The sequence below is a fragment of the Porphyrobacter sp. THAI-01a genome (assembly GCF_056868655.1).
Genome location: NZ_CP180579.1, coordinates 2,768,647 through 2,791,301 on the forward strand (window position 1 = coordinate 2,768,647; position 22,655 = coordinate 2,791,301).

Here is a 22,655-nt window from a genome sequence, read left to right on the forward strand (position 1 = left end):
GGGCGAAAATTGGTTGAGAGTGCAAAGAGCGTCGGCGTTCAAACGCCAGCGGACGACACCCGGCATTACACCGGGGTGGCCGAAAGGCCCGGTTTCCTGAGCCGAAGGCCGTGGTGGTTCATCTATGGCTTCGCTCTGGCACTGACGCTCATGGCCGTGGTGCTGCGACGCTCGCTCGACGTGCTGGGCGAAGGCATCGTGCCCTTCTCCCTGTTCTACCCGGTGGTGCTGGCCTGCACGCTGGTGGGCGGGCTCGGGCCGGGCCTCATGTCGCTGGCCATTTCCGCGGTTGCGGTCACGTTGTTCTGGCTGGAGCCGACGGGGACCCTCTCGCTGGAGCCGACCGGCCTCGTGAACATAATCCTGTTCGCGCTTTCCAACGGCGCCCTGATCGCGGTCGCGCATCTCCTGCGCACCTCCTACCGCAACCTGCGCCAGAGCGAGGCGCGGCTGAGCCTGTCGCAGGATGTCGGCAAGATCGGCATCTGGGATCTCGATCTCAAGACCGGCGGCTTGTGGTGGTCGCCCTCCTTCTACGAGCTGGCGGGCTTCGGCCCCGACCACCAGCCGAGCGTGAAGGCGGTGATCGACCGCATCCACCCGGACGATCGCCCCCGCGCCATCGCCGCCTTCGAAGCCGCGCGGGACGGGCACGACCGGCTCGATCTCGAATTCCGCTACATCCGCGACGACGGCGCGACCGTCTGGATGGCAGGCCGCGCGGAGCTGTTCCGCGACGCCAAAGGCCGGCCAGCGCGCCTGCTCGGCATCAACTTCGATGCCACCCCGATGCGCACCATCGAGAGCGAGCGGGACCGGGCCGACACCCTGCTGCGGACCCTGTTCGACAGCTTCCCGGGCGCCGCCTATGTCAAGGACACCGAGGGCCGCGTCCTTCTCGGCAATCGCGGCATGGCCGAGGCGGTCGGCTGCCCGCCCGAGGAATTCACCGGCCGGACCGACGTCGAGATCATGGGCGACGGGGAACAGGCCCGCGCGATCATGGCGCATGACCGGATGGTGCTCGACGAGGGTGTCTCGCGGCAGCTCGAGGAGGACCTGGTCCTGCCCGACGGGCGGATGAGCCACTGGTTATCGGTCAAGACCCCGTTCCGCGATGCCGACGGGCAGGTGAAGGGGATCGTCGGCATATCGCTCGACATGACCGAAAGGCAGCGCGCCGAGCGGCGGCTGCGCTTCCTGGCCGACGAGGTCGATCACCGGGCCAAGAACCTGCTGGCGGTGGTGCAGTCGATCGTGCGCCTGACGCGGGTCGAGGACGTGACGGGGTTCAAGGCGATGCTGTCCGGGCGGATCCAGGCGCTCGCGCGCGCCCACAGCCTGCTGGCGAGCAACCGCTGGGACGGTGTCGAGATCTCGGCACTGGTGCGCGAGGAACTGGCGCCGTTCGGGCGCGGGACGGAGCAGATCCGGATCGCGGGGCCTTCGCTGCTGATCGCCCCCAATGCCTCGCAGGCCCTTGCGATGGTGCTGCACGAGCTTGCGATCAACGCTGCGCGCTATGGGGCGCTGTCGGTCGAGGGCGGGCAGCTGAGCGTCGTGTGGCGGCTGGCAGGGAGCGAAGGCGCGGCCCGTCTGGAACTCGGCTGGCAGGAAGCCTGCGGCCCCGCGGTGGTGATGCCGACGAACCCGGGCTTCGGCTTCACCGCGGTGCGCGGCGCGATCGAGCACCAGCTCGGCGGGCAGGTCGCGATCGACTGGGCGCCGGAGGGGGTGCGGTGCCGCATCACCTTCCCCGCAGCCGGCAACGTGGTCGAGGATCGCCCCGGCCGCGCGCCTGCGGGAAGGGCGCCGGAGGAAGACCGGCCCGGCACGGCAGGCGAGACGGACCTCGCTGGACTTCGCGTGCTGGTGCTCGAGGACGAGGCGCTGATCGCGCTCACGCTCAGGGATCTGGTCGAGGACCTCGGCTGCACCGTCGTCGGCCCGGCGCATTCGGTGGAGGCCGGGATGGCGCTGATCCGCGAGCAGGTGCCCGATCTCGCGATCCTCGACATCAATCTTTCCTCGCGAAGCAATGCCCCGGTCGCGCGGGCGTTGCGGGCGCTGGACGTGCCCTTCATCTACTGCACCGGCTATGCCGAACCCGAAGAGCAGATCGCGCCCGATCTGGCGGCGGAGACAATCACCAAGCCGGTCGATCCGCACTTGCTTGCCGCGGCGCTGAGGCGGGCGGCGGGACGGCGCGCAGCGGGGGTGCCCTAGAGCCGCGCGGCGCGGCGCCGATCAGTCGTCGAGCCAGTGGCGCCAGACGAACCACGCCAGCACCGCCGCCGCGATGGCGAGGCAGAAGACCACCACCCCCCAGAACGCCCAGGGCTCGGCGGCATAGGGGATGCCCTCGACATTCATGCCCAGGAGGCCGGTAACGAAGGTCAGCGGCAGGAAGATGAAGGCCGTCACCGCGATGGCGAGGCTGCGCTGGTCGATCTTCTCGGCGCGCAGGTCGGTGAGCTGTTCGTGGAGCAGCGCCGCGCGTTCGCGCACCGCCTCCAGTTCTTCCGCCATGCGCGCGAAGCGGTCGGCCGCCTCGCGCAGGTGCATCCGGTCGTCCTTGCTGATCCAGTCGAATTCGAGCTGCGCCATCGCCGCCAGCGCATCGCGGTCGGGCGCGACGAAGCGCCGCAGCACGATCGCCTGCGAGCGGATATGGGCGATCTTGCGCCGCAGCGCGTAGATGTCCCCGCCGTCGAGCATCCCCTCGCAATCGTCGAGACTGTCGCCGAGGTCGGCGACCTGGGGATCGAGCTCGGTCGAGATCGCCTGCGCCAGCGCGGCGACGAAATCGCCCCCGTCGGTCAGCCGCCCGGCGCGCATCGCCGCCTCGACCTTGGCGAGCGCGGCGAGGCGGTGGCGGCTGACCGAGGTCACGCGGGAACCTTCCACCCAGACGCGGATCGACACGAGGCCGTCGGAATCCTGCATCGTGTCCAGGCCCGTACCGCGCAGGTTGATCAGCGCGCCGTCATCCACATCGTCGCAGCGCGGGCGGGTCTCGTGGGCGACGAGGGCATTGGCGGCCATCGGCGGGACGTAGCCCGGCAGGTCCATGCTCTCGCCGTGCCCGATGTTCTCGACATGGAGCCAGACGAAGCCCGAGCCGTCGAAGGTGGCGACATCGAGCGGGCCGATCTCGCTGACGGTGCCGCCCTGCACCTTCAGGGCCTGCACGTGGATCGGGCGGGTTGTGGCGTCCATCGCCCGCGACGTTAGCCCCGCTGCCCCGCCTCCGGCAAGCCGGGGGCGGGGTGCGGCTCGTCAGAAATACTTCTGGCTGGCGATCGCCGCACCCTCGGCAAGCGCGGCGAGCTTGGCCCAGACGATCTCCGGATCGAGCGCATTGCTGCCCGCGTGGACCGAAAAGCCGCAATCGACCCCCGCCATCACGCGCTCGGCCCCGAGCAGATCGGCATAGCGACCGATGCGCTGGGCGATGAGTTCCGGGTGCTCGATGTAAGGGCTCTGCGGCTCGACCATGCCCGGGCACAGGATCTTGCCCTCGGGCAGAGGGTGCCGCTCGAAGAAGGCGAATTCGTGGGCGTGGCGGGGGTTCGCGCCTTCGAGCAGCACGGTCTGCGGCTTGGCGCTCCACACGATGTCGGCGATTTCGTCGAGCGCGACATCGCAGTGGTGCGGACCCGGATAGTTGCCCCAGCACAGGTGCATCCGCAGCTGCTCGGCGGGAATGTTCTGCACCGCGTGGTTGAGCGCGGCGATGTTCATGCCGATGCGCTTGCGGAACTCCTCGGTGGAGAGGTGGGTGAACTGGACGTGGCGGCCCATCGCGAGGTCGGGGCAATCGACCTGCAGGGTGATCCCGGCGGCGGCGATGGTCTCGTATTCGTGGCGCAGGCCCTCGGCGAGGGCGAAGACATATTCTTCGTCGGTGGCGTAGTACTGGTTCGGGAAGAAGAGCGCGGTCACCCCGGGCGAGGCAGCGGACATGAAGGTGGCGTGGCCATTGGCGAGGCGCTTCAGCCGCTCGGCGTCGATGCGCGGGGCCTCCATGTCGATCACCTCGATCGGCGCGGTGCAGGCGGGCGCGGAACGCTTTGCGCGGCCCTTGTTGCCGAACACCTGCGCCTTGGCGCCGGGGAAGGCCTCGAGGTCGGCGAATTCGTATTGCCCCGCCTCGCCCCCGAAGCCCGAGAGGCGGTGCTTGATGTAGGTGGCATAGGAGGGCTTGGATTGCTCGCCGTCGTTGACGATGCTCACCCCCGCCTCGATCTGACGGCGGATGACATAGGCCGTGGCTTCTTCCACCGCCGCGTCGAAGGCCTCCTCCGACACATGCTCCCCGCCCTCTCGCGCGAAGACGAGATCGAGCAGGGCCTCGGGGCGCGGCAGGCTGCCGACATGGGTGGTAAGGAAGCGCTTTTCGGTCATTTCGGGGCCTTTGGATTGAGGAAGGCGGCGACGGCGGCGTTGAAGGCTTGCCCGTTGTCGGCATTGGCGAGGTGGCCGGCGGCGGGAATCTCCAAGTGCCGGGCACGCGGTGCCAGCGTCGCCAGCACGCGCGCGCATTCGCGCCGCCACAGGGTGTCATGGGCACCGGTCATCGCCAGCACCGGCATCGCCAGCAGCGCCGCCGCCTCGCGTGGGAAGCCGGGGGCGTGGCTGTGCGAGAGCAGGTCGCGGCCGTCATAATCGGCGAGGATGTCCAGCATCAGCGCCCGGGACTCGCTCGTGTGGGTCTCCATCAGCGGATGGCGCGACCATTCGACGCGCAGGCGCTCCAGATCACCTGCGGCAGCGAGTGCGCGGAACCGGTCGATGTCGATCACCTCCTGCCGCTCCACCAGCGCCGGCAGCGGCGCGCCCGAGACCACCAGACCGGTCAGGCGCGAGGCGAACTTGCGGGCCACGTCGAGCGCCACCACCGCCCCCTGCGACAGGCCGGCCAGCGCAAAGCGTTCGAAGCCGAGCGCGTCGGCGATGGCGATCACGTCCTCGGCCTCGCGCGAGAGATCGGGCGGCGCGGTCGCGCGCCCGCAGCCGCGCCGGTCGGGGGCGACGCAGAAGAACCTGTCCGCCAGCCCTTCGAGCTGCGGGGCCCACATGCGGTGATCGAGGGTCCAGCCGTGGAGCAGGATCAGCGGTGCGCCGTCTCCTGCCATGCAGATGGGCAGATGGCCGCCTGCCACGGCCACCTGCCCATGCCACGGGCCGTCAGGCTGCGGGGTGCGCGCGGCAAGCATGTCGCTTCTGCACCCCGCGCCCGGTCAGGCCGCTTCGGCGGCGCGGAACGGGTTGTTGTTGTGGTGATCGCCCGCCAGCCAGCGCTTCAGCTCGGCGTGCGCGGTAGCGCGGCGCTCGGCGTCCAGCGGCGCGGCGCGCTCGTCGTCATGGGTGAATTCGAGGATCATCCCGTTGGGGTCGGTGACGTAGAGCGACTTGCAGTAGCCGTGTTCGAGCACATAGGTCTGCGGCTCGACGATCCCGGCGGCGGCGATGCGGCGGGCGAGCTCGTCCTGCCCGTCCTTGTCGACATGCAGCGCGATGTGGATGAAGGGGCTGGAGGGGATGTCCGGCCCGAACTCGGCCTGGTCCTCGGGGTCGGCGAACTGGAAGAAGGCGAGTGCGCTGCCGTCTGCCAGTTCGAAGAACACGTGGCAATAGGTGCGCTCCTTGCCGAACAGCTCGTCCTTCTCGCAATAGGTCGCCATCAGCGGGAAGCCGAGCACGTCCTCGTAGAAGGCGCGGGTCGCCTCGAGGTCCTTGGTGACATAGGCGGTGTGGTGCAGGCGGTTGGCGAGGATCTTGGTCATCATGCTCTCTCCCTGTCTGAATCAGGCCGCCAGCTTGGCAGCGATCTGCGCGACATGTGCCCCCTGGAATCGGGCACCCGCAAGCTCGTTTTCGGAGGGCATCCGGCTGCCGTCGTTGCCCGCCAGCGTCGAGGCGCCGTAGGGCGTGCCGCCGCTGATCTCGCCCATCTCGGCATTGCCCTCGAAGGTGTAGGGCAGGCCGACGATCACCATGCCGTGGTGCAGCAGCGTGGTGTGGAACGAGGTGATGGTGGTCTCCTGCCCGCCGTGCTGGCTGGCGGTGGAGACGAACACGGAGCCGACCTTGCCCACCAGCTTCTTCTGGAACCACAGCCCGCCGGTCTGATCGAGGAAGTTCCTCATCTGGGCGGCCATGTTGCCGAAGCGGGTGGGTGTGCCGAAGACGATGGCGTCGTAGTCCGCCAGCTCGTCCGGGGTCGCAATCGGAGCGCTCTGATCGGTCTTCATTCCTGAAGCCGCCGCCACTGCCTCCGGCACCAGTTCGGGAACGCGCTTGACGACGACCTCGGTGCCGGGGACGCTGGCCGCCCCTTCGGCGACGGCAGCCGCCATCGCCTCGATATGGCCATAGCTCGAATAGTAGAGCACCAGCACCTTGGTCATGTCAGTCGTTCCTCAAGTCAGAATTTGAAGCCCACTTCGACCCCGTAGCGCCGCGGGCGGGCACGGAACACGAAGCCGCCGGGGGAGAATTCGGCGTTGTAGATCTCGTTGAAGAGGTTCTGGGCGAAGGCGGTGATCGACACCCCGTTGGCCAGCGTCACCCCGGCGCGCGCGTCGACGATGTCGACCGGATCGCGCACGGTGGTGTTGAACGGCTCCCACCAGGTCTTGCCGATGCGGCGGTAATCGACGCGCAGAAGGCCATCGACGCTGTCGCTGATCGCGCCGGCATACTGCGCCCCGAGGTTGAGCGTGTAGCGGCTGATCTGCGGCGCCTCGTTGCCGATCACGGATGCGTCGGGGAAGTCCTTGATCTCGCTGTCGGTCACGCCGATCGCGGCGTTGATGTCGAAATCGGGCAGGACTTCGGCGGTCGCCTCCAGCTCGAAGCCGTTGATCCGGGTCTCGGGAATGTTGCCGAGGTTCTGGGTCGAGCTGTCGGCGAGGAACACGAAGAAATAGCCGTTCTTCGACTTGGTGGTGTAGGCCGCGCCCGCCAGCCGCACCGGGCCGAGCTGGGCCTTGGCGCCCAGTTCGAAGGTGTCGGCGGTTTCGGCCTGGAAGATGTCGCCCACGCCCACGATCCCGGCGCGCCGCGCCTCGGCGCCCACCCCCGTCTGGTTGAACCCGCCCGAGCGGAAGCCGCGCGAATAGCCACCGTAGAGCGTGAGGTCGGCGCTCGGTTCCCAGGTCAGCGTGATCTTGGGCTGCCAGTCGTCGAACACGACATTGCGCACCTCGCCGCTGCGCGCGGTCGGCACGCCGGGCACCACCGGCAGGAAGTTCTGCGGGGTCAGCGTCGTCTGCTCGCGCCGGTCGCGGTCATAGCGCAGGCTCGCATCGACCCGGAACTCCGGCGAGAACTCGTAGCCCGCATTGGCGAACAGCGCCCAGGCGAAGTTCTCCTGCCCGTCGGCGAGGAAGGTCAGCTGCGGGTTCAGCGGATTGGTCGAGGGGCTGCGGAACACCGCCGTGACCCCGTTGCCGGTGTCGATCAGGTTGCCGGTCGAGATATAGCGGGTGGTGTCGATCAGGTAGCCGCCGACCATCCAGTTGAAGGCGCGCCCGTCCTCGGGCGAGGCCAGCCGGACTTCCTGGCTGAACGCCTTCACGTTGAGGTACTGGCTCTGGTTGATGTCGAAGCCGAAGAACTGGAACAGCAGCGATTCCCGGATCGGCAGGAAGTTGAACGCGTCGCCGGTGACGATTTCCGAAAGCGTGTCATAGGACGAGATCGAGGTCAGGACCGCGTTGTCGCCGGCATATTCGACCTTCAGCGCGACGTTGTAGATGTCGCGGTCGTTGCGCCCCGGGTTGTTCACCCGCACCGGGGCGATGGTGTTCACGTCATTGACGATGTTGTAGTAGAAGCCCTGCGTGCGCAACTGGTTGACGCTCGCGCGCAGGTCGAAGGTGAGCCGGTCGGTCGCCTCGACGATGAGGTTGCCGCGCAGCGAGAAATCCTCGACCGGGTCGGCATCTTCCCCGAGGAAGGTGTTGGGGATGAAGCCCTCGGTGTCGTACCACGAACCGGCGATGCGGAACTTGACGTTCTCGGCCAGCGGCCCGCTGATCCCGCCGCGCAGGAAGTAGCCGAAGCCATTGTCCACGCCCGCGGTGATGTTGCCGGAGAATTCGTCGGTCGGCTTCTTGGTCTGGATGATGATCGCCCCGCCGATGGCGTTGCGCCCGTAGAGGCCGCCCTGCGGGCCTTTCAGCACTTCGATCTGCTCGATGTCGAACAGGTCCTGGTTGAACTGCGCGGGGTTCACCTGCTGCACCCCGTCGACGATCACCGCGACGCTGGGCTCGGAATTGCGGTTCTGGGTGATGCCGCGGATGATGACGAAGGCGTTGCCCGCGTTCTGGGTCTCGACGAGGTTCACATTGGGCGTGAGCGCGATGAAGTCCGCCGGGCGCTCGATCCCGGCGTTCTGGATCGCCTGCGAATCGAAGGCGGTGACGGCGGCGGGGGTGTCCTGCAGGGTCTCGCTGCGGCGCAGGCCGGTGACGACGATGCCCTGGTTGTCGACGGTGTCCGCGGCCGGCGCGGCATCCTGCGCGGCCAGCGGCGCGGCGACGAGGGTGGCGGCCGCGATGGCGGTGCTGCCGAGGAGGCTGCGGGTGACGCGGCCCATGCCCGAAATCTTCATATCTCTCTCCCCTGTGCGCGCGCAGACGCGCCGCTCTTGTGGCGACCCCTCCCTGATTGGCTGGTTATGAAATTCGCAATGCGAAGTCAACTTCGATATGCGAAACTTTGGTGCTGTGGCGCATTGGCCACGGGAGGGCGCGCCGGATGCGCCCCGCCGCTCCCGCGTCATGCCGGAGCGGTGGCGATGTCGTTGTCACCTCGTCGCGATGTCGTCGCGCACCCGTCACGATGCGCTTGGGGCCTGCCCCTCAGGGCCGCAGGCTCGCCTCGAGCGCCGGCCAGCGCTTCAGCGCCGCCTCGATCTCGCCCGCCGCGCGGCGCAAGAGCGGAAGGCGGGTGCGGACCAGCTCGTCCTGCGAGATGCGGGTGGTGGAGGTCGAACAGTTGATCGACGCGATCACGCGCCTGTCGCGCCCGAAGACCGGCACCGCCACCGAGACGATGCCGTAATCGAGCTCGTCCAGCGCCGAATCATAGCCGCGCTCGGCGATCAGGGCGAGCCGGTCGGCCATCGCGGCACGGTCGGTCACGGTGCGCTCGGTGAAACGCTGGTAGGGGGCGCGGGCATAGAGCGGGGCGCGTTCGTCCTCGGGCAGGTGCGCGGCAATCGCCTTGCCGAGCGAGGTCGCGTGGAAGGGAAAGCGCGTCCCCACCCCCGCCGCGACACGGAACCTGCGGTCGGTCGAGACATGGGCGACATAGAGAATGTCGGCGCCCGAGAGCACAGCAAGGCTGGCGCTGTCCCCCGTCTGGTCGCGCAGGGCCTGCAAGGGCGGCAGCACCACCTGCTCGATCTGCATCGAGGCGAGGAAGGCCGAACCGATGGTCAGCACCGCCGGGCGCAGCAGGAACTTGCGCTCGTGCTGGCCGACATAGCCCAGCTCCACCAGCGTGATCAGGCAGCGCCGCGCCACGGCGGGCGGCAGCGCGGTCTTGGCGGCGACCTCCGAGAGGGTCATCTCCGGATGATCCTCGTCGAACGCTTTCAGCACGCGCAATCCGCGTTCGAGCGTCGAGAGGAACTCCGGGTCTTTTCCTGCCGCTTCAGCCTCTGCGGATCCCATGCACCGGCCTTTCGATGGAGCGGCGGATCGCCGCATCGTCTGCCCCCAATAGGGGCGGCGCAGTGACGCTGTCCATCCGCTCGCCGTCGAAGGACAGGGGGAATCGGATGGTGCGGAAGGGCCCCTTGGGCCCGTCCGGATCGGCGACCTCGAGCCCGAGCACCTTCGCCTGCTCGGTCGCGAGCACCTCGGCACTGTCGTAGACCGGCGAATTGGGTACTTCGAGGCGGGTCAGCTCGGCGGTCCATTCGGCGCGGGTGCGGGTGGCGAAGATCGGCGCGAGGAAGGCGACGACATCCTCGTAATGGTCGATGCGCGCCTCGCGGGTGGCGAATTCGGGCCGTTCCAGCATGTCGGGCTGGCCGATCGCGGCGGCGAGGTTCTCCCAGAACTTGGGCGGGGAGGACATGTGCAGCGCCAGCCACTTGCCGTCCGAACACTGGAAGACATAGCTCTGCGAGACGTGGGGGCGGCTGTAGGGCCCCATCACCTGGTCGGCGGAGAGCAGGTGGGTGAAATCGTCGAGGTTGAAGTGGCACATCGCCTCGAACATCGAGGTCTCGACCACCCGGCCGCGCCCCGTCCAGTGCCGCTCGTTGAGCGCGGCGAGGATGCCGAGAGCGGTGTAGAAGCCGGTCATGGCATCGGCGATGGCCGGGCCGACGACGCGGGGGTGCTCGGGGTTGACGAGCAGCCGCAGGAACCCGCTCGCGGCCTGGGCGACGGTGTCGAAGGCGGGGCGGTCACGCTCCGGCCCCTCGCTACCGAAGCCCGAGATGGCGGCATAGACGAGGCGCGGGTTGATGCCCTGGAGCCGCTTCGCATCGACCTTCAGCCGGTCGGCAACGCCGGGGCGGAAGTTCTGGATGAACACGTCGGCGCGTTCCACCAGCGCATCGAGCACCGAAAGATCGCTTTCCTTCTTGGGGTCGATCGTGATTGAACGCTTGTTCCGGTTATAGGTCTGGAAGTGGGGCGAGTAGAGCTCGCCCTTGAAGCTGCGGAAGGGGTCGCCCGTGCCGGGCTGCTCGATCTTGATCACATCCGCGCCGAGGTCGGCCAGCAGCATCCCCGCGGCAGGCCCGGTGATGAAGGTGCCCATTTCGAGCACCGTAACGCCTGCTAGGGGCCGAGCGGTCATCCTGCGTATCCCATCTGCTTGCCTGTTGGAGAATGTGATACTATATTCTTCGCATACCGAAATCAACTTCGATTAGCGAAAAAGGACCCGGGATGCGCATCGGCAAGCAGGATAACGCCGTCACCTCGATCTGCACCTCCGATGCGACCAGCATCACCGTGCGCGGGCTCGACCTGTGCTCCGAGGTGATCGGTCAGGTCGATTTCACCAGCTATTTCTGGCTCCTGGTGACGGGCACCATGCCCTCTCCGCCCCAGAAGGCGCTGGCCGATGCGGTGCTCTGCGCCATCGCCGAACACGGGCTGGTGCCCAGCGTCGTCGCCACCCGCATGACCTACGCCGCCGCGCCCGAAGCCTTCCACGGCGCGGTCGCTGCGGGGCTGCTCGGCTGCGGGAGCGTGGTGCTCGGGAGCGCCGAGGTGGCGGGGCGGTTCTATGCGCAGGTCGTCGCCGAAGGGGGCGATCCCGCCGCTGCCGCCACCGCGGCGGTCAAGGCCCTGCGCGCCGAGAAGAAGGCGATCCCCGGCTTCGGCCACCCCCAGCATTCGGGCGGCGATCCACGCGCGCACCGGCTGCTGGCGCTGGCGAAGGAGCACGGGATGGAGGGCAAGCACATCGCCATGCTGCGCACCATCGAGGCCGTGCTGCCCGAGGCCATCGGCCGCAGCCTGCCGATCAACGTCAACGGCGCCATCCCTGCCGTGATGCTCGACGCGGGCTTTCCGCTCGCGGCGCTCAAGGGCATCTCGCTCCTCGCCCGCACCGCGAGCCTCATCGCCCATCTCCAGGAGGAGACCGAGCGTCCGATCGGCTTCATCATGTCGGGCGCGGCGGCCGAGCGCATCGGGTTCGACGACGGCAGCGGCGAATAGCTTGATCCCGGGAGTGCCCCGCGCCACTGTCCCGCGGCAAGGACAAGGGGCATGGGCATGATCGGACGGCAACTCATCGCACTGGCAGCGGCGCTCGCGGCGACACCCGCGCTCGCCGATGCACCCCTGCCTCTCACCGAGACGGAGCAGGCCGCTCCCACCCTCCCCCCGATCCTCGCCCCCCGCGAGCGCGCGGCGCTGGAAAACCGCATCCTCGCCGAAAGGCTCGATACCATCGTCCCGCAGATCATGCGCGAGGAGGGGATCGACCTGTGGCTGCTGGTCGCGCGCGAATATTTCGAGGAGCCGGTTGTCGCCACCATGCTCGACGCCGAGAACATGCATGCGCGGCGGCGGACGATCCTGATCTTCCACGATCCCGGCGAGGGCAAGCCGGTCGAGCGCCTGACGGTCAGCCGCTACGGCCTCGGCGGGCTGTTCGCCCCCGCGTGGGACCCGGACAAGCAGCCCGACCAGTGGCAGGCGGTCGCCGATCTGATCGCCGCGCGCGATCCGGCCAAGATCGCGGTCAACTCCAGCGATCTCTACCAGTTCGCAGACGGGATGACCCTGAGCCAGTACGACCGCTTCATGGCCGCCCTCCCCGCCGGCCTCAAGGGCCGCGTGGTCTCGGGCGAGACGCTCGCGATCCGCTGGCTCGAGACCCGCTTGCCCTCCGAGATGGCGCTCTATCCCACCGTGGTGCGCATCGCCCATGCGGTGATCGGCGAGGCCTTTTCGCGCAAGGTCATCACCCCCGGCGTCACCACCGCCGAGGAGGTGCAGTGGTGGTATCGCGACCGGCTGATGCAGCTCGGCCTGACGCCGTGGTTCCACCCCTCGGTCGCGATCCAGCGGCAGGGCGCGAAGGGGATGCTGGAGGGCGCGGAGGTGATCCGGCCGGGCGACCTGCTGTGGACCGATTTCGGCATCACCTACCTCAGGCTCAACACCGACACCCAGCACCTCGCCTATGTGCTGAAGCCCGGCGAGACCGAAGCGCCCGCGGGCCTGAGGGCGGGGCTGGCGAACAGCAACAGGGTGCAGGATTTCCTCACCCGCGCCTTCAGGGTCGGGCGCTCGGGCAACGAGGCGCTGGCGATCGCGCGCGCCGATGCGATCGCGGCGGGGCTCGATCCCTCGATCTACACCCACCCCATCGGCCACCACGGCCACGGCGCAGGCCCGAGCATCGGCTTCTGGGACAACCAGAACGCCGATCCGCGCGGGGACGGCCCGATCCGGGCGAACACCGCCTGGTCGATCGAACTCACGTCCTACGCGAACGTGCCCGAATGGGGCGGCCAGCGGGTCGATTTCCGCACGGAGGAGGACGCCTTCTTCGACGGCCAGAGCGTGCGCTACATCGACGGACGCCAGACCGAAATCACGCTGATTCCCTCGGACTAGCGGCTCGACGATCCCGTTCCGCGCGCACGGGTCCTGACCCGGTAAACGTCGGTCAGCGCGGTGATGTAGAGTTCCGAGAGATCCGCCCCGCCCCAGGCGAGATTGGTGGCGCGCTTGGGGGTGGCAAGGCGCTCGATCACTGCGCCGCGCGCGGGATCGACCACGCAGATGCCGCCGGGGCAGGTGAACCAGACCCGTCCCTCGGTGTCGACCCTGACCCCGTCGACGCGGCCCGGCTTGCTCTCGTCGGTCACATCCGCGACCAGCCGCTTGCCCGAGGCGGTGCCATCGGCGGAGAGATCATAGGCCCAGAGCGTCTGCGTCGCGGTGTCGCCGACATAGAGCACCCGCTCGTCGGGCGAGAGCGCGAGGCCGTTGGGACGCGAGAGCGCGTCGTCGATCAGCACCGTCCGCCCGCTTGCCTCGTCGAGCGCGAAGACGCCCGAGAAGGCCAGCTCCGCCGCGCGCTGGCCGAGGCCATAGGGCGGATCGGTGAACAGGATCAGCCCGTCGCTGCGCACGACCACGTCATTGGGGCTGTTGAGGCGCTTGCCCTCATAGCGCGCGGCGATGGTCTGGCGTCCGCCCTCGCTGGTCCAGCGGGTGATCTCGCCGCTGCCATGTTCGGCGTTGAGCAGCCTGCCCTCGCGGTCGAAGGTATGTCCGTTGGCGTTGGCACTGGGGGTGTAGAGCACCTCGGGCGCGCCCTCGCCGGGGGTCAGGACGTAGACCGTGTCGCCGGGAATGTCGCTGAAGATCAGCCGGGCCCCGTCCCACGCCGGGCCTTCGGTGAAGGTGTAGCCGGTGGCGGCAAGCTCGAGGCTACCCTCGACGATCAGCGGCGCAGCCTCCTCGGCGGCGAGAGCGCCTGCCGTCCATGCCGCCGCCAGCCCCGCGATCATTGTCCAAGCCCTGCCCATCGCCTGCTCCTCCTCGTTCCGTCCTGCGAGCAGAGTGCCCTGCCGCGCCGCGCCATGCCAGCACTTTTGAGGGGACCCGCAAGGGTTGCATGAGGCCCGCGCGGGGGGCATGGGGAGCGCCAGACAGGAGACCCCCACATGCGTCAGATCGACCACTTCATCGTCGGCGAGACCCCCGCCCCCACCCGCAAGCACAAGGTCTGGAACCCCTCGACCGGCGAGGTGCAGGCCGAAGTCGCGCTCGGCGATGCCGCCCTGCTCGCCCGGGCGGTGGAGACCGCGAAGCGCGTCCAGCCCGCATGGGCTGCCACCAACCCGCAGCGCCGCGCGCGGGTGATGTTCGCCTTCAAGGAACTGGTCGAGGCGAACATGCAGTCGCTCGCCGAAATGCTCTCCTCCGAGCACGGCAAGACCGTCCCCGACGCACGCGGCGACGTGCAGCGCGGCCTTGAAGTGATCGAGTATGCCTGCGGTCTGCCGCAGATCATGAAGGGCGAATACACCCACGGCGCGGGGCCGGGGATCGACGTCTATTCGATGCGCCAGCCGCTCGGCATCGGCGCGGGCATCACCCCGTTCAACTTCCCGGCGATGATCCCGATGTGGATGTTCGGCATGGCGTGCGCGGCGGGCAATGCCTTCATCCTCAAGCCTTCGGAACGCGACCCCTCGGTGCCGGTGCGTCTGGCCGAACTGTTCGTCGAAGCGGGCGCGCCCGAGGGCCTGCTGCAGGTCGTCCACGGGGACAAGGAGATGGTCGACGCGATCATCGATCACCCCGATATCGCCGCCATCAGCTTCGTCGGCAGCTCCGACATCGCGCAGTACATCTACGCGCGCGGTTCGGCGAACAACAAGCGCGTCCAGGCCTTCGGCGGGGCGAAGAACCACGGGATCGTGCTGCCCGATGCGGACTTGGATCAGGTCGTGACCGACCTGACCGGCGCGGCCTTCGGCTCGGCGGGCGAACGCTGCATGGCGCTTCCCGTCGTGGTGCCGGTGGGCGAGGAAACCGCCGAAAAGCTCAAGGAGAAGCTGCTCAAGTCGATCGCGGGCCTGCGCATCGGCGTCTCCAACGATCCCGATGCCGATTACGGCCCGGTCGTCACGCCCGAGCACAAGGCGCGGATCGAGCAGTGGATCACCACCGCCGAGGAAGAGGGCGCCGAGATCGTCGTCGACGGGCGCGGCTTCACGCTTCAGGGCCACGAGAAGGGCTTCTTCGTCGGCCCGACGCTGATCGATCACGTGACCCCGCAGATGCGCTCCTATCAGGAGGAGATCTTCGGCCCCGTGCTCCAGATCGTGCGTGCTGCCGATTTCGAACACGCGCTGCGGCTCCCCTCGGAGCACCAGTATGGCAACGGCGTCGCGATCTTCACCCGCAACGGCCACGCCGCGCGCGAATTCGCGGCGCGGGTCAATGTCGGGATGGTCGGCATCAACGTGCCGATCCCGGTGCCGGTCGCCTACCACTCCTTCGGCGGGTGGAAGCGTTCGGGCTTCGGCGACATCGACCAGTACGGCGTGGAAGGTCTGAGGTTCTGGACCAAGAACAAGAAGATCACCCAGCGCTGGCCAGACGGCGGCGGCGACGGCAGCAACGCCTTCGTCATCCCGACGATGGGGTGATCGTCCCGTTTCGCTGCGCAAGATAAGGCAAAAACTGCAACAGATTCCGCTCGTCTTGCGGAAAGAACGTTCCGACGCCTTGGAACTGTCACACGCTTCGGGTTATGTCTCGAAGCTATGGAGAGTTGCAGGAAAGTCACCGCCCTCGTCCTCGCGGGCAGACGTGCCGGCGCCCTTGACCCCCTCGCGGCGCGCGCGGGTGTGGCGCAGAAGGCGGTCGTGCCCGTGGGCGGCGTGCCGATGATCGAGCGTGTGGTGCAGCAGGTCGCCGCCTGCCCCGATGTCGGCGCGATCCGGATCGTCGCTCACGAGCATGACGAGATCGCCGCCCTGCCCGGCATAGCCGCGCTCGTGCGGGCGGGCCGGCTGTCCTTCGTCGCGGGCCATCACAATCTGGTCGACTCCGTCGTGGCGGGGGCCGAGGGGGCGGCATTCCCGGTGATGATCACCACTGCGGACAACTGCCTCGTCACGCCCGAGGGCTACGGCGAATTCGTCGCCGGATGCCGCGCCGCACGGGCCGAGGGCGCAGCGGGGCTCGCACGGGAGGAGGACGTCAAGGCCGCCGATCCGCAGGGCCAGCAGCGTTTCTACAAGTTCCGCGACGGGGGCTATTCCAACTGCAACCTCTACTGGCTGGGCAGCGAGCGCGCGGTCAAGGCGGCGGAGATCTGGCGGGAGGGCGGGCAGTTCGTGAAGTTCCCGCGCCGCATCATCAAGGCCTTCGGGCTCCTCAACCTCCTCCGCTTCATGCTCGGCAACGGCACCAAGGAGAAGCTTTTCGCGCAGATTTCCCGCCGCTTCGGGCTCCGGCTTGTCCCGGTGGTGCTGTCGGACGGCCACTATGCCATCGACGTCGACAACGAAACGACCTTTGCGGTGACGGAAAAAATCCTTATCTGCCGCGAACGCAAAGAGGCTGTCGCACCTCGCGTATCTGCTGCTCACTGATTTTCCGCGAGGCACAAGGGTCACCATGAAGCGGGTCTTCGCCAACATGGGCTGGCTGCTGGGCGGACGCGGGTTCAACGCGGTGCTGAGCCTCGTCTACCTCGCGATCGCCGCGCGCACGCTGGGGACGGAGGGCTTCGGCCACTTCGCCCTCATCATCGCGCTGGCGCAGGCGATGGTCGGCTTCTCGAGCTTCCAGACCTGGCAGTTCATCGTGCGCTGGGGCGCGGACCCGGATGCGCCCGGCGTCGATCTCGCCCGGGCGCGCGAGGCGACCGGCTTTGCCGTCGGGCTCGATCTGATCTCGGTGATCGGCGGATCGCTGGTGTCGGTGCTGGTGGTGATGACCGCGCCGCTGTGGCTCGACGTGCCGCGCGAGCTGTTGTGGCTGGCGCTGTTCTTCTGCGTCATCTCGCTGGCGACGATCCGCACCACGCCTACGGGCATCCTGCGCCTCCATTCGGCCTATGGCAAGGCGACCGGCGCCGAGGCGGTGCAGCCGGTGGTGCGCACGCTCGGCTCTGTGCTGGCATGGTGGCTGATGCCGGACGTGACGGGCTTCATCCTCGCCTATGCGGCCTCGGAGGTCCTGACCTTCCTCGCGCTGTGGATGGTGGCGGCGCGGGTGCAGCCGGTGAGCCTCGCCTCGGTGAGCCTGCGGAGCATCCCCGCACGCCACCGCGATGCATGGCGCTTCGTGTGGTCGACCAACATGTCGGGCAGCCTCGCGGTGGCGGGCAAGCAGGTGATGATCCTGCTGGTCGGCACCTTCGGCGGGGCCTACCTGGCGGGCGGCTTCCGCATCGCCAACCAGCTGGGCGTGGCCCTGATCGCGCTCGCGCAGACGATCTCCAAGGCGATCCTGCCCGAGCTCGTCCAGTCGCGCGACGGGGCGGTCGAGATCGCGCGGCGCATGGCCAACATCGCCGCGATGGCAGGGGTGACGGCGGTGGTGACCGCGATCCTGTTCGGCCGCCAGGGCATCGCGCTGGTCGCGGGCGAGGAGTTCACCGGCTTCTACTGGGCGATGATCATCCTCTCGATCGCCGGCGCGGTCGAACTGGTCGGGGCGAGCCTCGAAAGCCTGCTGGTCTCGGCCGGCAAGGCGCATGTCGCCTTCCTTGTCCGGCTGTTCCCGACGATCCTCGCGCTGCTGATGCTGGAAATGGCGATCGACTGGAAGGGGGCGCAGGGGGCGGGCTTTGCGGTGCTCGGCTCGAGCATCCTTGCGGTGGTCGGCTTCTACGTGGCGATCGTGAACCTCAAGCAGTTCAGGCTGGTGGTGGAGCCGGACGAAGAAGGGGCGGACCAGCGGCCCGCCCCTCCGAAAATCTGAAGCCCGTTCGGGCTGAGCCTGTCGAAGCCCTGCACTTTCCTTCTGGCGCTTGCGCGGCCCGGAAGAACAGGACGGTCCTTCGACAAGCTCAGGACGAACGGAAGCTGTGCTCAGTCACCCCTCATACGCCAGCTTCGGCTTCCTCGCCGCGCCGGTTTCGTCGAGGCGGCGACGGGGCGAGTAGTAGGGCGCCTGCTTCAGCCCCTCGTCCCCTTCCAGCGCGCGTTCCACCACACCGCGGAAAGCGGCGATGAACTGGTCGATCGCGGCCTTGCTCTCGGTCTCGGTCGGCTCGACCAGCATCGCGCCGTGGACCACGAGGGGGAAGTACACCGTCATCGGGTGGTAGCCCTCGTCGATCAGGCCCTTGGCGACATCCAGCGTCGAGAGACCGTTGGTGAAGTCCTTGTCGCCGAACAGGGCCTCGTGCATGCACGGCCCGCTCGCGCCGAAGGGGGCGTGGAGGATGTCCTCCATGCTGCGCAGGATGTAGTTGGCGTTGAGCACCGCGTCCTCGGCGACCTGCTTGAGGCCGTCCGCGCCGTGGCTGAGGATGTAGGTCAGCGCGCGGGTGAACATCCCCATCTGCCCATGGAAGGCGGTCATGCGCCCGAAGCTGGGGCCACGTTCCTCGCGGTTTTCCTCCTCGACGAGGTAGAAGCCCCCGGCATCGTCCTTGCGGACGAAGGGCAGCGGGGCGAAGGGCGCGAGGGCTTCCGACAGCACCACCGGCCCCGAACCCGGACCGCCGCCGCCGTGCGGGGTCGAGAAGGTCTTGTGGAGGTTGATGTGCATCGCATCGACGCCGAGGTCGCCGGGGCGCACCTTGCCGACGATGGCGTTGAAGTTGGCCCCGTCGCAATAGACGTAGCCGCCCGCCGCGTGAACCGCGTCGGCGATCTCGCGGAAGTCCTTCTCGAAGAGGCCGCAGGTGTTGGGGTTGGTGATCATCACGCCCGCAACGTCCGGCCCGAGGCGGGCTTTCAGCGCCGCCACGTCGACGCGGCCTTCGGGCGTGGCGGGGATGTCCTCGACCCGGTAGCCCGCGAAGGCGGCGGTCGCGGGGTTGGTGCCGTGGGCGCTCTCGGGCACCAGCACCACCTCGCGCGCGTCACCGCGCGCCTCGTGGGCGGCGCGGATCGCGAGAATGCCGCACAGCTCGCCGTGGGCGCCCGCCTTGGGGCTCATCGCAACGGCGGGCATGCCGGTGAGGGTGCAGAGCCACTGGCCGAGCTGGTGGATCACCTCCAGCGCCCCCTGCACCGCGTTCTGGGGCGCGAGCGGGTGGATGTCGGCGAAGCCGGGCAGGCGCGCGACCTTCTCGTTGAGGCGCGGGTTGTGCTTCATCGTGCACGAACCCAGCGGGAAGAAGCCGAGGTCGATCCCGTAGTTCTGGCGGCTGAGACGGGTGTAGTGGCGCACCGTCTCGGGCTCGGTCAGGCCGACAAGGCCGATCGCCTCCTCACGGGCGAGACCGCCGAGGCGGTTGGGCGCGTTGGTGTCGACCGCGGGAAGGTCGACGCCGGTCACATCGGCGCGGCCGATCTCGAACAGCAGCGGTTCTTCCAGCATCAGCCCGCGGTTGCCGGTGACGGTGGCGGGGCCGCCGTGGAAACCGTCCTCGGACACCTGCATCTCGGGCTTCCAGCCGCTCTTGTTGGGGGCGTTCATCACACGGTCTCCTTGATGCTGGCTTCAAGCTCCTGGGCGAGCCGCTCGATGTCTTCCTCGGTGGTGGTCTCGGTCACGGCGACGAGCAGCGCGTGTTCGAGCGCCTCGACCCCGGGGTAGAGCCGCCCGAGCGACACTCCGCCGAGCACGCCGCGGTCGGCAAGGTCGCGCACGATCTGCCGTGCGGGCTTGCCGCCCAGCATCAGCGTGAACTCGTTGAAGAAGGCGTTGTTGAGCACCTCGACGCCCGGCACCTTCGCCAACCGATCGGCGGCGAGGCAGGCGAGGCGGTGGTTCTCCGCCGCCAGCTGCCTGAGGCCCGTCTCGCCCAGCAGGGTCATGTGCACGGTGAAAGCCAGCGCGCAGAGCCCGGAATTGGTGCAGATGTTGCTGGTCGCCTTCTCGCGGCGGATGTGCTGCTCGCGAGTCGAGAGGGTGAGCACAAAGCCGCGCTTGCCCTCGGCGTCCGTCGTCTCGCCGCACAGGCGCCCGGGCATCTGGCGCACATGCTTGGGATCGCGCACCGCGAAGAGGCCGAGGTAGGGCCCGCCGAACTGGAGGCCGACACCGAGCGACTGGCCCTCGCCCACCACGATGTCCGCGCCCATTTCGCCCGGCGACTTGATCGCGCCGAGAGCCACGGGTTCGGTGTTCACCACCACCAGCAGCGCGCCCTTGGCATGGGCGGCTTCGGCGATCGGGGTGAGGTCGGCGATGCGCCCGAGGATGTCGGGATATTGCACCACGACGCAGGCGGTCTCCTCGTCGATGCGCCCGATCAGGCCCGAAAGCTCGGGATCGGGGGTGATCGCGGGGAGGGCGTCGGCGATGGTGTCGCCGGTGAAGTGCGCCATGGTCTTCACCACCTGCGCATAATGCGGATGCAGCGCGCCCGAGAGCACCGCGCGCTTCCTCTTGGTGACGCGGGTCGCCATCGCCACCGCCTCCCAGCACGCGGTCGAGCCGTCATACAGGGAGGCGTTCGCCACCGCGCAGCCATAGAGGCGGGCGACCTGCGTCTGGAACTCGAACAGCATCTGCAGCGTGCCCTGCGCGATTTCCGGCTGGTAGGGCGTATAGGCGGTCAGGAACTCGCCGCGCTGGATGATCGTGTCGACGCTGGCGGGCACGTGATGCCGGTAGGCCCCCGCGCCGAGGAAGAACGGCACCTCGCCTGCCACCAGGTTCTTCGCCGCCAGCGCCTTCATGTGGCGTTCGACCGCCATCTCGCTGGCGTGCATCGGCAGCCCGTGGATCGGCCCGTCGAGACGGGCGACCTCGGGCACATCGACGAACAGGTCGTCGATGGTCGAAGCGCCGATTTTCGCCAGCATCGCCTGCCGGTCGGTGTCGGTCAAAGGAAGGTAGCGCATGGGTGTTCAGCCTCGGCTTGGAGAGGAGGTGGGAGGTGTCAGAGGCTCTCGACGAAGGCCTTGTAGCCGTCTTCGTCCATCAGCTTGTCGAGCTCGCCCGCATCGGCGATCGTCATCTTGAAGAACCAGCCGCCGTCCTCGGGCGCGGAATTGACCAGCGAGGGGTCGTCTTCGAGCGCACTGTTGGTCTCGGTGACCTCGCCGGTGATGGGCGCATAGACGTCGGAAGCGGCCTTGACGGACTCGACCACGGCCGCGTCCTTGCCCTGCTCGATCATCGCGCCGACTTCGGGCAGTTCGACGAAGACGATGTCGCCGAGCTGGCCCTGCGCATAATCGGTGATGCCGACGGTCGCGATGTCATCCTCGACGTCGATCCATTCGTGTTCGTCAGTGTAGTAACGCGGCATGGTTCAGTTCCCCCTGTGATAGCGGTGCGGGACAAAAGGTGTGGGCGAGACGGTGGCGGCGAGGCGCTTGCCCCGGACCTCCACCTCGAGAGCGGTGCCGTTGGCGGCATGGGCGGCAGCGACATAGGCCATGGCGATGGGCGCGCCGAGCGTGGGCGAGAAGCCGCCGCTGGTGACGGTGCCGACCTTATCGCTGCCGACGAAGACCTCGGCGCCCTCGCGCGCGGGGAGGCGGCCTTCGATCCTGAGGCCGACCCACTTGCGGGCCGTGCCCTCATTGATTTCGCGGATGATCCGGTCCGCGCCCGGGAAGCCGCCTTCCGTGCGGCGACGCTTGTTGATGCCGAAGATCAGCCCGGCCTCGATCGGGCTGGTTTCGGGCGAGAGGTCGTGGCCGTAGAGCGGGAGGCCCGCCTCGAGCCGCAGCGAATCCCGCGCGCCCAATCCGATGGGCTTCACCTCGGGCTCGGCGCAAAGCAGGTCCGCGATTTCGGCCGCTGCCTCGGCGGGGAGCGAGATCTCGAACCCGTCCTCGCCGGTATAGCCCGCCCGCGCGATCTGCACCGGATGGCCCGCGAGGGTGAACTGGCCGAACTTCATGAAGGTCAGCGCCGCCGCATCCGGCACGTGGCGGGCGAGCGCGTCCACCGCCTTCGGCCCCTGCAGCGCCAGCAGCGCGTGCTCGTCAAGATGGTTGAGGGTGATGTCGTCCGGCAGGGCCTCGCGCAGGGTGCCGATGTCGTCCCACTTGGTCGCACCGTTGACGACGAGGTAGAGCGAACCGTCCGCAAGCCGCGAGACCATCAGGTCGTCGAGCACCCCGCCCTCGTCGTCCAGCAGCAGCGAATAGCGCTGCGCGCCGGGCTTGAGCGTCGACAGGTCGATCGGCAGCACGGCTTCGACAGCGGCATCAAGCCCTTCGCCCGAAAGCACCAGCTGGCCCATGTGGCTGACATCGAACAGGCCCGCACTCTCGCGCGTCCAGGTGTGCTCGGCAACGATGCCCTCATACTGGATCGGCATCTCGTAGCCCGCGAAAGGCACCATCCGCGCACCCCGCGCGCGGTGCCAGGCATCGAGCGGCAGCGCCTCGAGCGGCAGGTCTTCGAGAGTGTCGTCGCTATCGTGGTCGCTCATCAGGGGCCTTCCCGGGCAGAATACGGCAGTCCGGCAGCGCCAGCGCGCTACCCATTAACTGCCCCCTCTGTCGGGTGACCTGAGAGCTTCGGCGGGCCGCAGGCGGCCAG

Annotated in this window: 19 protein-coding genes; 6 read left to right on the top strand and 13 right to left on the bottom strand. The window is 68.4% G+C overall.

From position 1 onward, the window contains the following. The first annotated feature begins 75 nt into the window (after nucleotides 1–75). Nucleotides 76–2,226, top strand: a complete 2,151-nt coding sequence (locus ACMX37_RS13360; protein ID WP_483146398.1) for a PAS domain-containing protein — start codon at nucleotides 76–78, stop codon at nucleotides 2,224–2,226. 21 nt (nucleotides 2,227–2,247) lie between these two features. Here ACMX37_RS13360 and ACMX37_RS13365 read toward each other — a convergent pair whose 3' ends face one another. From ACMX37_RS13365 to ACMX37_RS13400, 8 genes are all read right to left on the bottom strand, one after another. Further along, nucleotides 2,248–3,219: a zinc transporter ZntB gene (locus ACMX37_RS13365; RefSeq protein ID WP_483146399.1), complete on the bottom strand. Its 972-nt coding sequence runs from the start codon at nucleotides 3,217–3,219 to the stop codon at nucleotides 2,248–2,250. Between the two features lie 60 nt (nucleotides 3,220–3,279). After that, nucleotides 3,280–4,407, bottom strand: coding sequence for a cobalamin-independent methionine synthase II family protein (locus ACMX37_RS13370; RefSeq protein ID WP_483146400.1), 1,128 nt, complete (start codon nucleotides 4,405–4,407; stop codon nucleotides 3,280–3,282). Continuing rightward, on the bottom strand, nucleotides 4,404–5,219 hold the full coding sequence (locus ACMX37_RS13375; protein ID WP_483146401.1) for an alpha/beta fold hydrolase: 816 nt from the start codon (nucleotides 5,217–5,219) through the stop codon (nucleotides 4,404–4,406). The genes ACMX37_RS13370 and ACMX37_RS13375 overlap by 4 nt, the downstream gene beginning before the upstream one ends. A 24-nt stretch (nucleotides 5,220–5,243) precedes the next feature. Beyond that, nucleotides 5,244–5,792: a VOC family protein gene (locus ACMX37_RS13380; RefSeq protein ID WP_483146402.1), complete on the bottom strand. Its 549-nt coding sequence runs from the start codon at nucleotides 5,790–5,792 to the stop codon at nucleotides 5,244–5,246. Nucleotides 5,793–5,810: 18 nt separating this feature from the next. Beyond that, nucleotides 5,811–6,413, bottom strand: coding sequence for an NAD(P)H:quinone oxidoreductase (wrbA, locus tag ACMX37_RS13385; RefSeq protein ID WP_483146403.1), 603 nt, complete (start codon nucleotides 6,411–6,413; stop codon nucleotides 5,811–5,813). 17 nt (nucleotides 6,414–6,430) lie between these two features. Further along, complete coding sequence (locus tag ACMX37_RS13390) at nucleotides 6,431–8,626, bottom strand: TonB-dependent receptor (protein ID WP_483146404.1); 2,196 nt, start codon at nucleotides 8,624–8,626, stop codon at nucleotides 6,431–6,433. Between the two features lie 250 nt (nucleotides 8,627–8,876). Beyond that, the gene (locus ACMX37_RS13395; protein WP_483146405.1) at nucleotides 8,877–9,692 is read right to left on the bottom strand and encodes an IclR family transcriptional regulator; all 816 of its coding nucleotides are present in this window, start codon (nucleotides 9,690–9,692) and stop codon (nucleotides 8,877–8,879) included. Next, nucleotides 9,673–10,833, bottom strand: coding sequence for a CaiB/BaiF CoA transferase family protein (locus tag ACMX37_RS13400; protein WP_483146406.1), 1,161 nt, complete (start codon nucleotides 10,831–10,833; stop codon nucleotides 9,673–9,675). Before ACMX37_RS13400 ends, ACMX37_RS13395 begins: the two co-directional genes overlap by 20 nt. 92 nt (nucleotides 10,834–10,925) lie before the next feature. On the opposite strand from ACMX37_RS13400, the gene ACMX37_RS13405 reads away from it, so the two are divergent. Together ACMX37_RS13405 and ACMX37_RS13410 are read left to right on the top strand one after the other, a co-directional pair. Further along, nucleotides 10,926–11,705: a citryl-CoA lyase gene (locus ACMX37_RS13405; protein ID WP_483146407.1), complete on the top strand. Its 780-nt coding sequence runs from the start codon at nucleotides 10,926–10,928 to the stop codon at nucleotides 11,703–11,705. A 57-nt stretch (nucleotides 11,706–11,762) separates the two neighbouring features. Next, complete coding sequence (locus ACMX37_RS13410) at nucleotides 11,763–13,115, top strand: M24 family metallopeptidase (RefSeq protein WP_483146408.1); 1,353 nt, start codon at nucleotides 11,763–11,765, stop codon at nucleotides 13,113–13,115. On the opposite strand, the gene ACMX37_RS13415 is transcribed toward ACMX37_RS13410, so the two are convergent. After that, the gene (locus ACMX37_RS13415) at nucleotides 13,112–14,017 is read right to left on the bottom strand and encodes an SMP-30/gluconolactonase/LRE family protein (RefSeq protein ID WP_483146409.1); all 906 of its coding nucleotides are present in this window, start codon (nucleotides 14,015–14,017) and stop codon (nucleotides 13,112–13,114) included. The genes ACMX37_RS13410 and ACMX37_RS13415 overlap by 4 nt on opposite strands. A gap of 156 nt (nucleotides 14,018–14,173) precedes the next feature. Between ACMX37_RS13415 and ACMX37_RS13420 the strand changes: the two genes are divergently transcribed. From ACMX37_RS13420 to ACMX37_RS13430, 3 genes are all read left to right on the top strand, one after another. Then, the gene (locus ACMX37_RS13420; protein WP_483146410.1) at nucleotides 14,174–15,667 is read left to right on the top strand and encodes a CoA-acylating methylmalonate-semialdehyde dehydrogenase; all 1,494 of its coding nucleotides are present in this window, start codon (nucleotides 14,174–14,176) and stop codon (nucleotides 15,665–15,667) included. Nucleotides 15,668–15,784: 117 nt separating this feature from the next. Beyond that, a complete protein-coding gene (locus tag ACMX37_RS13425) occupies nucleotides 15,785–16,618 on the top strand; it encodes an NTP transferase domain-containing protein (protein WP_483146411.1) in 834 nt (277 codons plus the stop codon). 25 nt (nucleotides 16,619–16,643) lie between these two features. Further along, nucleotides 16,644–17,954 carry a lipopolysaccharide biosynthesis protein gene (locus ACMX37_RS13430; RefSeq protein WP_483146412.1) on the top strand — a complete coding sequence of 437 codons (1,311 nt, stop codon included), beginning with the start codon at nucleotides 16,644–16,646 and terminating at the stop codon, nucleotides 17,952–17,954. Nucleotides 17,955–18,068: 114 nt separating this feature from the next. Here the strand turns inward: ACMX37_RS13430 and gcvPB are convergent, their stop codons facing one another. Genes gcvPB through gcvT form a run of 4 tightly spaced genes read right to left on the bottom strand, consistent with a single transcriptional unit; the run spans nucleotide 18,069 to nucleotide 22,545 of the window. After that, nucleotides 18,069–19,625: an aminomethyl-transferring glycine dehydrogenase subunit GcvPB gene (gene gcvPB, locus ACMX37_RS13435; protein ID WP_483146413.1), complete on the bottom strand. Its 1,557-nt coding sequence runs from the start codon at nucleotides 19,623–19,625 to the stop codon at nucleotides 18,069–18,071. Then, entirely contained in the window at nucleotides 19,625–20,998 is a 1,374-nt protein-coding gene (gene gcvPA, locus ACMX37_RS13440) for an aminomethyl-transferring glycine dehydrogenase subunit GcvPA (protein WP_483146414.1), read from the bottom strand. The genes gcvPB and gcvPA overlap by 1 nt, the downstream gene beginning before the upstream one ends. A gap of 38 nt (nucleotides 20,999–21,036) precedes the next feature. After that, entirely contained in the window at nucleotides 21,037–21,408 is a 372-nt protein-coding gene (gene gcvH, locus ACMX37_RS13445) for a glycine cleavage system protein GcvH (protein ID WP_088913358.1), read from the bottom strand. Between the two features lie 3 nt (nucleotides 21,409–21,411). Next, nucleotides 21,412–22,545 carry a glycine cleavage system aminomethyltransferase GcvT gene (gcvT, locus tag ACMX37_RS13450; protein WP_483146415.1) on the bottom strand — a complete coding sequence of 378 codons (1,134 nt, stop codon included), beginning with the start codon at nucleotides 22,543–22,545 and terminating at the stop codon, nucleotides 21,412–21,414. Nucleotides 22,546–22,655 lie beyond the last annotated feature (110 nt).